The sequence below is a fragment of the Cupriavidus sp. GW822-FHT06G04 genome (genome assembly GCF_058799075.1).
On record NZ_JBXALD010000017.1, the window covers coordinates 40,373 to 53,663 of the forward strand.

The 13,291-nt window shown below is 62.6% G+C and carries 13 protein-coding genes; 1 reads left to right on the forward strand and 12 read right to left on the reverse strand.

Features of this window, described 5'->3' with window-relative positions; genetic code table 11:
- Positions 1-7 precede the first annotated feature (7 nt).
- From AC1RKI_RS27585 to AC1RKI_RS27640, 12 genes are all read right to left on the reverse strand, one after another.
- The gene (locus AC1RKI_RS27585) at positions 8-709 is read right to left on the reverse strand and encodes an ABC transporter ATP-binding protein (protein WP_061959447.1); all 702 of its coding nucleotides are present in this window, start codon (positions 707-709) and stop codon (positions 8-10) included.
- Positions 709-1,476 carry a high-affinity branched-chain amino acid ABC transporter ATP-binding protein LivG gene (gene livG, locus AC1RKI_RS27590; protein ID WP_150982252.1) on the reverse strand — a complete coding sequence of 256 codons (768 nt, stop codon included), beginning with the start codon at positions 1,474-1,476 and terminating at the stop codon, positions 709-711. The genes AC1RKI_RS27585 and livG overlap by 1 nt, the downstream gene beginning before the upstream one ends.
- A complete protein-coding gene (locus tag AC1RKI_RS27595) occupies positions 1,473-2,747 on the reverse strand; it encodes a high-affinity branched-chain amino acid ABC transporter permease LivM (protein ID WP_150982251.1) in 1,275 nt (424 codons plus the stop codon). The genes livG and AC1RKI_RS27595 overlap by 4 nt, the downstream gene beginning before the upstream one ends.
- A 10-nt stretch (positions 2,748-2,757) precedes the next feature.
- Positions 2,758-3,684 (reverse strand): high-affinity branched-chain amino acid ABC transporter permease LivH, encoded by a 927-nt coding sequence (gene livH, locus AC1RKI_RS27600; protein ID WP_061959450.1) that lies wholly within the window; start codon positions 3,682-3,684, stop codon positions 2,758-2,760.
- Between the two features lie 139 nt (positions 3,685-3,823).
- Positions 3,824-4,951, reverse strand: a complete 1,128-nt coding sequence (locus AC1RKI_RS27605; protein ID WP_150982250.1) for a branched-chain amino acid ABC transporter substrate-binding protein — start codon at positions 4,949-4,951, stop codon at positions 3,824-3,826.
- A gap of 614 nt (positions 4,952-5,565) precedes the next feature.
- On the reverse strand, positions 5,566-6,867 hold the full coding sequence (gene gltA, locus AC1RKI_RS27610; protein WP_061959452.1) for a citrate synthase: 1,302 nt from the start codon (positions 6,865-6,867) through the stop codon (positions 5,566-5,568).
- Between the two features lie 42 nt (positions 6,868-6,909).
- Positions 6,910-7,191 (reverse strand): FAD assembly factor SdhE, encoded by a 282-nt coding sequence (locus AC1RKI_RS27615; protein ID WP_084004222.1) that lies wholly within the window; start codon positions 7,189-7,191, stop codon positions 6,910-6,912.
- A gap of 123 nt (positions 7,192-7,314) precedes the next feature.
- The gene (locus AC1RKI_RS27620) at positions 7,315-8,016 is read right to left on the reverse strand and encodes a succinate dehydrogenase iron-sulfur subunit (protein ID WP_061959453.1); all 702 of its coding nucleotides are present in this window, start codon (positions 8,014-8,016) and stop codon (positions 7,315-7,317) included.
- Positions 8,017-8,049: 33 nt separating this feature from the next.
- Positions 8,050-9,828 carry a succinate dehydrogenase flavoprotein subunit gene (sdhA, locus tag AC1RKI_RS27625; RefSeq protein WP_061959454.1) on the reverse strand — a complete coding sequence of 593 codons (1,779 nt, stop codon included), beginning with the start codon at positions 9,826-9,828 and terminating at the stop codon, positions 8,050-8,052.
- Between the two features lie 3 nt (positions 9,829-9,831).
- On the reverse strand, positions 9,832-10,197 hold the full coding sequence (gene sdhD, locus AC1RKI_RS27630; protein ID WP_061959455.1) for a succinate dehydrogenase, hydrophobic membrane anchor protein: 366 nt from the start codon (positions 10,195-10,197) through the stop codon (positions 9,832-9,834).
- 11 nt (positions 10,198-10,208) lie between these two features.
- A complete protein-coding gene (gene sdhC, locus AC1RKI_RS27635; RefSeq protein WP_061959456.1) occupies positions 10,209-10,619 on the reverse strand; it encodes a succinate dehydrogenase, cytochrome b556 subunit in 411 nt (136 codons plus the stop codon).
- Positions 10,620-10,992: 373 nt separating this feature from the next.
- Complete coding sequence (locus AC1RKI_RS27640; protein ID WP_061959457.1) at positions 10,993-11,838, reverse strand: GntR family transcriptional regulator; 846 nt, start codon at positions 11,836-11,838, stop codon at positions 10,993-10,995.
- A gap of 416 nt (positions 11,839-12,254) precedes the next feature.
- On the opposite strand from AC1RKI_RS27640, the gene AC1RKI_RS27645 reads away from it, so the two are divergent.
- Positions 12,255-13,238, forward strand: a complete 984-nt coding sequence (locus AC1RKI_RS27645; protein WP_492794864.1) for a malate dehydrogenase — start codon at positions 12,255-12,257, stop codon at positions 13,236-13,238.
- Positions 13,239-13,291: the final 53 nt, after the last annotated feature.

A 13,291-nucleotide genomic window follows, 5' to 3' on the forward strand; every position in this document is an offset into this window, starting at 1 on the left:
ACGGTCGTCAGCCGCCCAGGTAAGCCGAGCGGATGCGGTCGTTGGCCAGCAGGTTGGCGCCGGTATCGGCCAGTACCACACGGCCGGTTTCGAGCACATAGCCGCGGTCGGCCACTTGCAGCGCCTTGTTGGCGTTCTGCTCGACCAGAAACACCGTGACGCCTTCCTCGCGGATGGTGCGGATGATGTCGAAGATCTGCGCGATGATCAGCGGCGCCAGGCCGAGCGTCGGCTCGTCCAGCAGCAGCAGGCGCGGCTTGCTCATCAGCGCGCGGCCGATCGCGAGCATTTGCTGCTCGCCGCCGGACATCGTACCGGCGCGCTGGCTGGCACGCTGGTTCAGGCGCGGAAACAGCTTGAACACATGCTCGATGCCGTCCTCGATGTCATGACGGCTGGCGAAGAACGCGCCCATCTTGAGGTTTTCAAGCACGGTCAGGCTCGGAAACACGCGGCGGCCTTCCGGCGAAATCGCCATGCCCATGCGCATGATCTCGTGCGTGTTGCGCCGCGTGATGTCCTCGCCTTCAAACATCACGCGTCCGCTCGACGCACGCGGCGTGCCGCACACGGTCATCATCAGAGTCGTCTTGCCCGCGCCGTTGCTGCCGATCAGCGTGACGATCTCGCCCTTGTTGACTTCGATCGACACACCGGACAGCGCCTCCACGGCGCCGTAGTGGGTATGGACCTGTTCCAGCTTCAGCATCAGTCCTCTCCCAGGTAGGCCTTGATCACGCGCGGATCGTTGCGCACTTCGTCCGGCTTGCCGATCATGATCGGCTTGCCGTGTTCCATCACCAGGATGCGGTCGGACACTCCCATCACCAGGCTCATGTCGTGTTCGATCAGCAGTACCGAGATCTTGAATTCGCGGCGCAGCCGGTCGATCAACTGCTGCAGTTCGATCTTTTCCTGCGGATTGAGTCCGGCAGCCGGTTCATCGAGCATCAGCAGGCGCGGCCCGGTGATCATGCAGCGGGCGATTTCCAGGCGGCGCTGATGACCATACGACAGCGTGCCGGCCTCGCGGTTGGCCACCGCGCTAAGCCCCATGCGTTCGAGCCATTCGGCCGCGCGGCCCAGTGCCTCGCGCTCGGCGCGGCGATACGCTGGCGTGGCCAGCAGCCCGCGCAGCAGTCCGGCCTTGACCTGACGGTGCTGGGCGACGAGCAGGTTTTCCACTACCGTCAATTGCTTGAACAGGCGGATGTTCTGGAACGTCCGGACCAGCCCGTGGCGCGCCACTACGTGGCTGGGCTTGCGCGCGATCGAATGGCCGTCGAGCATTACCTCGCCGGCGGTGGGCTTGTAGAAGCCGCCCACGCAATTGAACACAGTGGTCTTGCCCGCGCCATTCGGCCCGATGATGGCGAAGACTTCGTCACGACGCACATCGAACTCGATGCCGTCCACGGCCAGCAGACCGCCAAAGCGCATCTGCAGGCCGGATACTTTCAGCATTTCAGCACTCATCGCGGCAACTCCACGTGCGGACGGCTTGCGGGCAGCAGGCCCTGCGGACGCCACATCATCATCAGCACCATCACCAGACCGAAGATCAGCATCCGGTACTCGGCAAAATCCCGCGCCACCTCGGGCAGGATCGTGAGCAGGATCGCAGCCAGGATCACGCCCAGTTGCGAACCCATGCCGCCCAGCACCACCACGGCCAAAATCAGCGCCGATTCGATGAAGGTGAACGATTCCGGATTGACCAGGCCCTGGCGCGCCGCGAAGAACGCGCCGGCCAGTCCTGCAAACGAGGCGCCCAGCGTGAACGCCGACAGCTTGATGCGCGTGGGGTTCAAACCCAGCGAGCGGCAAGCGATCTCGTCCTCGCGCAGCGCCTCCCAGGCGCGACCCATCGGCATGCGGATCAGGCGGCTGGTAACGAACAGCGTGAAGCCCACCAGCAGCAGCGCCAGCAGGTACAGCCAGATCACCATGTGCTGGCCGGCGTAGGGCAAGCCGATCAGTTCGTGGAACGTCTTGGCGCCCTCCACGCTCGCGCTGCGCGCCATCTCGATGCCGAATACGGAAGGCTTCGGAATACCCGACACGCCGTCGGGGCCGCCGGTCAAGCTGGTCAGATTGTTCAGCAGCAGGCGGATGATCTCGCCAAACCCCAGCGTCACGATGGCCAGGTAATCGCCCCGCAGCCGCAGCACCGGAAAACCGAGCACAAAGCCGAACGTAGCGGCCAGTCCGGCCGACAGCGGCAGGCATTCCCAGAACGTCAGGCCGAAGTACTGGTTCAGCAGCGCGTAGGTGTAGCCGCCCACCGCGTAGAAGCCCACGTAGCCCAGGTCCAGCAGGCCGGCAAAGCCGACCACGATATTCAGGCCCAGGCCAAGGATCACGTAGATCAGCGCCAGCGTCGCCACGTCCACGGCGCCGCGCGATCCGAAGAACGGAAACACGAGGCCCACGGCCAGCAACACCCAGACCGCAGCGCGCTGCCGCTGTGCACCCATGGCGGGCAGCGCGGGCAGCTTCACTGCCCCGCGCGCACGCGCGAGCAGCGGCTTGGCCAACTGGAACAGGAACACCGCTGCAACGGCGATCCAGACCGGACGCCAGTGCGGCTCCAGCACAACCTTGTAGCCGTCCAGCTTCAGTTGCAGGCCGAGCACGGGAATGGTCAGGATGGCGGTCAGCACGGACGCGGTAATCGCGTTCTTGAGCGTGTCCGAGACCGCCGTTTGCGGGGCCGACGCCCGCGAGATCGAAGTCGCTTGAGTCATGTCGTCCCCCTTAGACCTTTTCCACATCGGGCTTGCCCAGCAGGCCCGTGGGACGGAACAGCAGCACCAGCACCAGCAGGCCGAACGCCACGACGTCCTTGTATTCCGCGGGCATGTAGCCGGAGGCGAAGGTTTCGGCCAGGCCCAGCAGCACGCCACCCAGCATCGCGCCGGGGATGCTGCCGATGCCGCCCAGCACCGCCGCGGTGAACGCCTTGATGCCGGCGATAAAACCGATGAACGGATTGAGTTTGCCGATGGTCAGCCCGATCAGCACGCCGCCCACGGCGGCCAGCATCGCGCCGAGCACGAACGTGAACGAGATCACACGGTTCGTGTCGATGCCAAGCAGGTTGGCCATGCGCATGTCTTCGGCGCAGGCGCGGCAGGCGCGTCCCATGCGCGAATGCCCGATGAACAGCGTCAGCGCGATCATCAGCACCAGCGTCACGCCGACGATCAACAGGCGCGAATACGGCACGGTCACCGTGAAATCGCCGCCCATCTGGAATTCGATCGCACCCGAGATCAGCAGCGGCACCGACACGTCGCGCGCGCCCTGCCCGATCTGGACATAGTTCTGCAGGAAAATCGACATGCCGATCGCCGAGATCAGCGGCACGAGTCGCGGCCCGCCACGCAGCGGGCGATACGCCACGCGCTCCACGGCAAAGCCATAACAGCCGGTGACGACGACCGAGACGACCAGCGCCGCGCCCAGCACCAGCGGCAGCGGATAACCGGCCTGCGCACCGATCGCGGTCAGTGTCACGAGTCCCACGTAGGCGCCGATCATGTAGATCTCGCCGTGGGCAAAGTTGATCATGCCGATGATGCCGTAGACCATCGTGTAGCCGATGGCGATCAACGCATAGATCGCACCTAGCGTCAGGCCATTGACCAGTTGCTGGGTGAACTGTGGAAGAAATTCGTTCATGCGGGGACCTTGTGGATCGAAAAGTCCGATGTGCAATGCTGCGTCGCCGTTATGTGGCGATTAACCCACATCGAACCGATACCAAAACGCCCCGCTGGCCGGATCGGCAGCGGGGCGTTTCGCCAGGATGGCGCCGGTTTTAGTTGGCGGCAGTCTTGGTGGCGTCCTTGTGCCACGTGTAGACGACAAACTTGAACGACTTCAGGTCGCCCTTGGCGTCGTATTCGACCTTGCCGATCGGCGTGGTGAACGCGTTCTTGTGCATGTAGGCGGCAACCTTGGTCGGATCGGTGCTCTTGGCGCCGGCGATCGCATCGCCGATGATCTTGACCGCGGCGTACGCCGGCATCTGGAACGGACCATTGGCGTCGCGCTTCTTGTCGGCAAACGCCTTCACCAGCGCGGCATTGGCCGGATCGGCCGAGAAGTCCGCCGGCAGCGTGACCAGCATGCCTTCCGAAGCCGGACCGGCAATCGCCGTCACGTCCTTGTTGCCCACGCCCTCAGGCCCCATGAACGTAGCCTTCACGCCCTGTTCGCGCGCCTGGCGCAGCAGCAGGCCCATTTCGGGGTGATAGCCGCCGAAATACACGAAATCCACGCCCTGCGACTTCAGCTTGGTGATGACCGCCGAGTAGTCGGAATCGCCGGCGTTGATGCCTTCGAACACGGCCACGGGAATCTTGGCGGCTTCGAGATCCTTCTTCACCGAGCTGGCGATGCCCTGGCCGTACGACTGCTTGTCGTGCAGCACGGCCACCTTCTTCGGCTTGACCTTGCCGATGATGTACTGGGCGGCTGCCGGACCCTGCTGGTCGTCGCGGCCGATGGTGCGGAAGATGAAGTTGCGCTTCTTCGTTTCGGTCAGCTGCGGCGCCGTGGCCGACGGCGTGACCATCACGATACCTTCGTTCTCGTAGATGTCGGAAGCCGGAATGGTCGAACCCGAGCACACGTGACCGATCACGTAGTGAATGCCCTGGCTGACGATCTTGTTGGCCACCGCTACGGCCTGCTTCGGTTCGCAGGCGTCGTCCATCATGACGGCTTCGAACTTGTTGCCATTGGCGCCGCCAGCAGCGTTGATCTGCTCGATCGCGGTCAGGGCGCCGGCCTTGACCATGTCGCCGTACTGGGCGACGGAGCCGCTCATCGGACCGGCAATGGCGATCTTGATGGTTTCGGCGTTGGCCGACGTGAAGGCAGCGAGACCGGCAGTGGCAAGCACCGCAGCCATGGCAGTGGACGTGAGACGGGACAGCGTCATCAGGAGCTCCTCGATTTATGTATGGGTCATTCCGGGCAGAGTCGGCATGACCGGCGCAATCGAACAACACCCGCGGGGAGAAGCGCCGCCTGACGTGGCGAACGAAAAAGGCCCAAAGCGGAAGTCGGGCCTGCGGTGAAGACAGTGAAGCGAATGCGGGGCCCGGCATGTGTCGGCGCACGCCTGGCGGCGCACACCAAAAGTTCGGAAAGACAACGTTGATGCGTTCTCTATTGCGCGCAAGCGCTTCGCCTGCCCCGCTTCTCCAACGTGGCGATGCCGGAAGGGTGGCCCGGCCGCCAGTCGGTAAAGCAGCCCGCATTATAGGGGCAAAGTTGCACCCGAATAGAGTGAAGTTCTTCGGTTTTATAGAAAATCCGACAACTAATGCCGATGGTTGCAACCGGCCAACAGCAGGAATCGTCGCGAAAATCGACTTTCACAACAGTTGTGCATAGCCGCATTTGTGACGCCACCACAGCATGGCGCCACTTCGCGCAACCGCGCGGGACGGACCACGGCGCCGCGGCGAGCCCCCAATCGCCCGCGGCCAGCAAACAAAAAAACGCCCCGGAAATCCGGGGCGTTCTTCATGCTGCGGTACAGCAGGCGGATCAGCGCTTGCCCATGTCCGGCACGTCACGAGCGGCGGCGCCATTGAACAGCTGGCGCGGACGACCGATCTTGTATTCCGGATCGGTGATCATCTCTTCCCACTGCGAGATCCAGCCCGGCGTGCGAGCCAGCGCGAAGATGCAGGTGAACAGCGACGTCGGGATGCCCAGCGCGCGTTGCACGATACCCGAGTAGAAGTCCACGTTCGGGTAAAGCTTGCGGCTGACGAAGTATTCGTCTTCCAGCGCGATCTTTTCCAGCTCCATGGCCAGCTTGAACAGCGGGTCGTTGTGCAGGCCCAGCTCTTCCAGCACTTCGTGGCAGGTTTCGCGCATCAGCTTGGCGCGCGGATCGTAGTTCTTGTACACGCGGTGGCCAAAGCCCATCAGGCGCACGCCCGAGTTCTTGTCCTTGACCTGCTTGATGAACTCGTTGATGTTGTCGACGCTGCCGATCTCTTCCAGCATCTTCAGTGCGGCTTCGTTCGCACCGCCGTGTGCCGGGCCCCACAGGCAGGCCACGCCGGCGGCGATGGCGGCGAACGGGTTGGTGCCCGACGAACCGGCCAGGCGCACGGTCGACGTCGACGCATTCTGCTCGTGATCGGCGTGCAGGATGAAGATGCGGTCCAGCGCGCGCTCCAGCACCGGGTTCACGGTGTAAGGCGCGCACGGCGTGCCGAACATCATGCGCATGAAGTTGCCCGAATAGGACAGGTCGTTCTGCGGATAGATGTACGGCTGGCCGATGTTGTACTTGTACGCCATGGCGACCAGCGTCGGCATCTTGGCGATCAGGCGGATGGCCGAGATCTCGCGCTGGTGCGGATCGTCGATGTCCATCGCATCGTGGTAGAACGCGCTCATTGCACCGACCAGGCCCGTCAGCACGGCCATCGGGTGGGCATCGCGGCGGAAGCCACGCAGGAAGAATTGCAGCTGCTCGTGAACCATGGTGTGGTTCATCACCGAGTTCACGAATTCTTCCTTCTGCTTGGCGTTGGGCAGCTCGCCCTTGAGCAGCAGGTAGCAGGTTTCGAGGTGGTCGCACTTCTGCGCGAGTTGCTCGATCGGGTAGCCGCGATACAGAAGTTCGCCCTTGTCACCATCGATGTAGGTGATCTTGGAGTTGCACGAAGCGGTCGACATGAACCCCGGGTCATAGGTGAACTTGCCGGTTTGTCCGTACAGCTTGCGAATGTCGATCACGTCCGGGCCTACCGTGCCCTTGTAGATCGGCAGCTCAACGCTGGGGGAACCATCGGAAAACGATAGCGTGGCTTTCACATCGGACGGCGTCATGTCGGTTCCTTCAAATACTGTGAATAATAGTGTTGACCAAACTCAGACCGAACGCAGCAGGCTGAGTACCCGTTGCATCGGGGGCGTGTCGAGCTCACCGTCCAGCTCCTTGCGGACAAGCAGCAGGTCCATCAACTCGTTGTCGCTGAGCTCGAACAGCTCGCCCAGCGATGCCACGTCCTCATCGGACAGGCTCTCCTCGTAACGGTTGAAAAAACGTTCGACGATGATGTCGTTCTCCAGGAGGCCGCGGCGGGCGCGCCAGCGCAGACGGGCACGCTTGTGCGGATCGGCCTGATGGGAGAATGTGGTGGAAAGACTCATGGTCAGCCTTCTTTGAACGGCGCGGCCCGATTGATACCGCATCGGGCTGACGCGCCGCTTACATCAACTGCAGACTGTCTGTTGCGCCAGGGGCCGGCGCAACAGGCAGTTTATACCGGCCGATTAAACAGCGCGGCGAACCATCAATTCCTTGATCTTGCCAATCGCCTTGGTCGGATTGAGGCCCTTCGGGCACACATCGACGCAATTCATGATGCTGTGGCAACGGAACAGACGGTACGGGTCGTTCAGGTTATCCAGACGCTCGCCCGTGGCCTGATCACGGGTGTCCGCGATGAAGCGATAGGCTTGCAGCAGGCCGGCCGGGCCTACGAACTTGTCCGGGTTCCACCAGAACGACGGGCACGACGTGGAGCAGCTGGCGCACAAGATGCACTCGTACAGGCCGTCCAGTTCCTCGCGCTCCTCCGGCGACTGCAGACGCTCCTTCTCGGGCGGCGGCTCGTCGTTGATCAGGAACGGCTTGATCGAGTTGTACTGCTTGAAGAAGTTCGTCATGTCGACGATCAGGTCGCGCACCACGGGCAGGCCGGGAAGCGGACGCAGCACGATGCGGTCCGGCAGCTCGCGCATGTTCGTCAGGCACGCCAGGCCGTTCTTGCCGTTGATGTTCATCGCGTCCGATCCGCACACGCCTTCGCGGCACGAACGACGGAACGAAATGGTTTCATCGAGCTTCTTCAGCTTGACCAAGGCGTCCAGCAGCATGCGTTCGTGACCGTCGAGTTCGACCTCGTAGGTCTGCATGCGGGGCGCGGCGTCCTTGTCCGGATCGTAGCGGTAGACTTCGAAAATACGCTTCATTTCTGTGGGTCCTGTTTTCTCTACGACGCGGGCTTAGAACGTACGGGCCTTGGGCGGAACGGATTCCACCGTCAGCGGTTGCATCTTTACCGGCTTGTAGTCGAGGCGGTTGCCTTCGCTGTAGAACAGCGTGTGCTTGAGCCAATTCTCGTCGTCGCGGTTCGGGAAATCGCTGTGGGCGTGGGCGCCGCGCGATTCCTTGCGGGCTGCCGCCGAAATCATCGTCGCCTTGGCCACTTCCACCAGATTGGCCACTTCCAGGGCTTCCACCAGCGCGGTGTTGAAGACCTTGGACTTGTCCTTCAGATGGATGTTGTTGGCGCGCTCGGCCACTTCGAGGATGCGCTCGACGCCTTCGTCCATCAGCTTCTGGGTGCGGAACACGCCAGCGTGCGATTGCATGTTGCGGCGGATATCGTTGGCCACATCCTGCGTGTATTCGCCCGACGTCGTGCCCTGCAGCTTGGCCAGACGCGACATCGCGCGATCGGCGGCGTCGGCCGGCAGCGGCTTGTGTTCCTTCTGCTTCGCGGCGTTGGCGATGATGTGGTTGCCGGCGGCGCGGCCGAACACCACGAGATCCAGCAGCGAATTGGTGCCCAGGCGGTTGGCGCCATGCACCGATACGCACGAGCATTCGCCGATTGCGTAGAAGCCGTTGACCACTTCGTTCGGGTTGCCGTTCTTCGGCACCACGACCTGGCCGTGGAAGTTCGTCGGGATCCCGCCCATCTGGTAGTGGATGGTCGGCACCACGGGAATCGGTTCCTTGATCGCGTCGACGTTGGCAAACTTCAGGCCGATTTCGCGGATCGACGGCAGGCGCTTCATGATGGTCTCGGCGCCGACGTGCGTCAGGTCGAGCAGCACGTAGTCGCCGTTCGGGCCACAGCCGCGGCCTTCCTTGATTTCCTGGTCCATCGAGCGCGAGACGAAGTCGCGCGGCGCCAGATCCTTCAGCGTCGGGGCATAGCGCTCCATGAAGCGCTCGCCATCCTTGTTACGCAGGATGCCGCCCTCGCCGCGCACGCCTTCCGTGATCAGCACGCCCGCGCCGGCCACGCCGGTCGGGTGGAACTGCCAGAATTCCATGTCTTCCAGCGGCACGCCGGCGCGAGCCGCCATGCCCAGGCCATCGCCAGTGTTGATGAAGGCGTTGGTGGAAGCCGCATAGATACGGCCGGCGCCGCCGGTCGCAAACAGCGTGGTCTTGGCTTCGAGGATATAGACTTCGCCGGTTTCCATTTCCAGCGCGGTCACGCCCAGCACATCGCCTTCTTCGTCGCGAATCAGGTCCAGTGCCATCCATTCCACGAAGAAATGGGTCTTGGCGCGCACGTTGCGCTGGTACAGCGTGTGCAGCAGCGCGTGACCGGTACGGTCGGCTGCCGCGCAGGCGCGCTGCACCGGCTTCTCGCCGTAGTTGGCGGTGTGGCCGCCGAACGGACGCTGGTAAATCGTGCCGTCGGCATTACGGTCGAACGGCATGCCGAAATGTTCGAGCTCGTACACGACCTTCGGCGCTTCACGGCACATGAACTCGATGGCGTCCTGGTCGCCCAGCCAGTCGGAGCCCTTGATGGTGTCGTAGAAGTGGAAATGCCAGTTGTCCTCGCTCATGTTGCCGAGCGAGGCGCCGATGCCGCCCTGTGCCGCAACGGTGTGCGAACGGGTCGGGAAAACCTTCGACAGCACGGCCACGTTCAGGCCGGCTTCTGCGAGCTGGAGGGATGCGCGCATCCCAGCGCCGCCCGCCCCGACGATGACCACGTCAAATTTACGACGCGGCAATCCAGTCTTGACTGCGACCATTTATTACACCCTCCAGAGAATCTGAGCAGCGTAGCCCGCACAACCGACGAGCCACAGAATCGTAAGAACTTGCAGCAGAAGGCGCACGGCCATCGGCTTCACGTAGTCCATCCAGATATCGCGCACGCCAAACCAGGCGTGATAGAGCAGCGACAGGATGGTCAAGAACGTCAGGAGCTTCATCCATTGATTGGCGAAGAGACCCGACCAGCCTTCGTACGAAGGATTGCCGAAGGCGAGAAACGCCACGGCGAGCACCACGGTGAAGACCACCATGATGACGGCGGTAACGCGTTGCGCGAGCCAGTCTTTCAGGCCGTAATGGGCACCGACGACAAGACGCTTGGGACCGATATTGTTATTTGCCACCGTGATTCTCCTCAGAACAGGCCGAATAGCTTCAGCCCGAAAACCAGGGTGAGCAGCAGGCTGACGATCAGCACGGCCTTGGCCGAGGTGGCCGAGGCAGGCTTCGACACGCCGACGTGGACGTCGAGCAGCAGAAAGCGGATACCGGCGCAGAAGTGATGCAGATAACCCCAGATCAGCGCCAGGATTACCAGCTTGACAAAGCCGTTGGACAGCAGGGCCGAGAACTTCGCGTAGCTCAGTTCGGAAGTGACGCTCTGCTCGAACAGGTACAGAACGAAAGGAAGGAGGAGAAACATCAATGCGCCGCTTACGCGATGCAGGATGGATACCTTGCCGGCCCAGGGCAAACGGTAGCGCGAGATTTGCGCGATACCGATGTTCCGGAATTCCGGCCTGGCTTGTTTGGCGGCTTCAGCCATGCGAGACCCCATTTGCTGTGAAAAGAAAACTGCAAAAGAACGACACTGCCATTGCTCCCGATTGCACCGGTGCGTCACTACGGGTACCGTCTGTGCACCGTATTGCATCGGGCGCGTGGGTAACGCTGAATGCAAATGGATGCAGTGGAGCAAATCGACGTGATTTTAGCGCCTTTGTTGCGCAGCGCACCAATAATTTTCGCCTATCGCGCACCAGCGCGGCGTGCCCGACAATCGCACGCGACAATGCGCGCACCATGCCGGACGCGAAAAATCGCGCTATTCCATTCACTAACGACAATGGTTGGCGAATGTCCCATATACGCACGGCAATAATCAGCGAACGGGACTGCCCTGGCATTGCCATTACGCATCAACTCAAGTCGTTTTGATAATAGTGGCGCGTCGTGACATACAGGCCACGGCGGACTTCCACCGGGCGATCGCCATAGGTGAACGACACACGTTCGACCGATAGCAACGGCGAGCCGACCGCGACGGAAAGCAGTTCCGCGGCGGTATCGTCGGCGGCCACCGCACGGATCTTTTCCGTGGCGCGAATCATCCGCGTGCCGAACTCGGCTTCGAACAGCGCGTACATCGGACCCTTCCACTCGTTGAGCTTCTCGGCCGTCAGACCCTTGAAATTGGCACCCAGCAGCCAGATTTCGTCGAGCACCGTCGCTTCATTGGAAAACGTCAGCACGCGGCGGATCTGCACGACGCTGTCGCCGGTGCGGATGTCCAGCAGGCGCGCGATCTCGGCCGGCGCGCGCAGGCGCTTGCATTCGAGCACGCGGCTGGCGCCATAGTGGGGCTCGCCCTCGTCCGGCACCAGACGCAGAAAACGGAACTTGACCACATCCTCGTGATGGGTGGTCACGAAGGTGCCCTTGCCCTGCCGGCGCGCCACGAGATTGTCGGCCGCCAACTCGTCGATGGCCTTGCGCACCGTGCCCTGGCTGACCTTGTAGCGGGCCGCCAGGTCCATCTCGCTCGGAATCATTTCGCCCGGCTTCCACTCGCCCGTCTGCAGGCTTTGCATGATCAGGGCCTTGATCTGCTGGTAGAGCGGACTGAAAGTGGGAGACGGCGTGGCGCCCGACGGCGCGGCCTGAGAACTGGGGGACGGCTGCGTCCCGGCGCCGCTCTGTGGGGCGACCGTTTCCGGCGAGCCATTGGCATGCGCGGCGGACGGGGACGTAGGCAGGGATGACATAGGCCGGATTCAACCACAAAAGCCAGAATCGCGTCCAGCGCGCTATGAAATGTCTTATGTCTTATATAAGACATATGAATTGACATCAATCAGGGCTCACCCTACACTCGCGCAGTCCGCGCCGCCGCCGCCGGTTGGTCTCGCCCCGGGGCCATCGCCTCTGAATTTCCGACACCTCCCGGATGCGGCGCACCACATAGCAGTAGTAGACTTACGCCTTGTCGCCCTCGACGCCTGTTCATGGCCCGCGCGCTCCTCGTCGCCGGTCAGATGCAGCGCCGCGGGCTCGCGGCGGATGCCCGCCTGCCCGTGGCGACACGCGAACCAGCATCCGGTGAAGCGCCGGCCAGACACATGTCCGAATGGCCTGTTGCCACCGACCGGTTACCCCCCTCTTTTCGTTTGGAGACTTACTCATGGCTAAAGCCCCAATGCGCGTCGCAGTCACCGGCGCCGCTGGCCAGATCGGCTATTCCCTGCTGTTCCGCATCGCCAATGGCGACATGCTCGGCAAAGACCAGCCGGTCATCCTCCAACTGCTCGACCTCCCGCAAGCCCAGGCCGCCGTCAAGGGCGTGGTGATGGAACTGGAAGACTGCGCGTTCCCGCTGCTGGCCGGCGTGGTCATCACCGATGATCCCAAGGTCGCCTTCAAGGATGTCGACGTCGCCCTGCTGGTTGGCGCCCGTCCGCGCAGCAAGGGCATGGAGCGCAAGGACCTGCTCGAAGCCAACGCCCAGATCTTCACGGTGCAGGGCAAGGCACTGGACGAAGTCGCCAGCCGCGACGTCAAGGTGCTGGTGGTGGGCAACCCGGCCAACACCAACGCCTACATCGCCATGAAGAGCGCGCCGAACCTGAAGCGCGAGAACTTCACGGCCATGCTGCGCCTGGACCACAACCGCGCCCTGTCGCAGATCGCCGCCAAGACCGGCAAGCCGGTGTCGTCGATCGAGAAGATGTTCGTGTGGGGCAACCACAGCCCGACCATGTACGCCGACTACCGCTACGCCACCGTGGACGGCAAGAGCGTCAAGGACCTGATCAACGATCCGGTGTGGAACAACGACGTGTTCCTGCCGACCGTTGGCAAGCGCGGCGCCGCCATCATCGAGGCGCGCGGCCTGTCGTCGGCAGCTTCGGCAGCCAACGCTGCGATCGACCACGTGCATGACTGGGTGCTGGGCAGCAACGGCAAGGTCGTAACGATGGGCATCCCGTCGAACGGCGAATACGGCATTCCCAAGGACGTCATGTTCGGCTACCCGGTGACCACGGCCAACGGCAAGTACGAAATCGTGCAAGGCCTGGAAATCGACGCCTACAGCCAGGAAAAGATCAACATCACGCTCAAGGAACTGGAAGAAGAGCGTGCCGGCGTGCAACACCTGCTGGGCTGATTCTTTAGAGCCTTCCGCTCGATGAAACCGGGGTCCGCATCGATTGAAGAATC

Bases quoted from the DNA above. Each gene is read 5' to 3' on its own strand.
- AC1RKI_RS27645 (WP_492794864.1), top strand. From the start codon at position 12,255: ATGGCTAAAGCCCCAATGCGCGTCGCAGTCACCGGCGCCGCTGGCCAG.
- gltA (WP_061959452.1), bottom strand. From the start codon at position 6,867: ATGACGCCGTCCGATGTGAAAGCCACGCTATCGTTTTCCGATGGTTCC.
- sdhA (WP_061959454.1), bottom strand. From the start codon at position 9,828: ATGGTCGCAGTCAAGACTGGATTGCCGCGTCGTAAATTTGACGTGGTC.
- AC1RKI_RS27615 (WP_084004222.1), bottom strand. From the start codon at position 7,191: ATGAGTCTTTCCACCACATTCTCCCATCAGGCCGATCCGCACAAGCGT.
- AC1RKI_RS27585 (WP_061959447.1), bottom strand. From the start codon at position 709: ATGCTGAAGCTGGAACAGGTCCATACCCACTACGGCGCCGTGGAGGCG.
- AC1RKI_RS27620 (WP_061959453.1), bottom strand. From the start codon at position 8,016: ATGAAGCGTATTTTCGAAGTCTACCGCTACGATCCGGACAAGGACGCC.
- AC1RKI_RS27595 (WP_150982251.1), bottom strand. From the start codon at position 2,747: ATGACTCAAGCGACTTCGATCTCGCGGGCGTCGGCCCCGCAAACGGCG.
- AC1RKI_RS27605 (WP_150982250.1), bottom strand. From the start codon at position 4,951: ATGACGCTGTCCCGTCTCACGTCCACTGCCATGGCTGCGGTGCTTGCC.
- livH (WP_061959450.1), bottom strand. From the start codon at position 3,684: ATGAACGAATTTCTTCCACAGTTCACCCAGCAACTGGTCAATGGCCTG.
- livG (WP_150982252.1), bottom strand. From the start codon at position 1,476: ATGAGTGCTGAAATGCTGAAAGTATCCGGCCTGCAGATGCGCTTTGGC.
- AC1RKI_RS27640 (WP_061959457.1), bottom strand. From the start codon at position 11,838: ATGTCATCCCTGCCTACGTCCCCGTCCGCCGCGCATGCCAATGGCTCG.
- sdhC (WP_061959456.1), bottom strand. From the start codon at position 10,619: ATGGCTGAAGCCGCCAAACAAGCCAGGCCGGAATTCCGGAACATCGGT.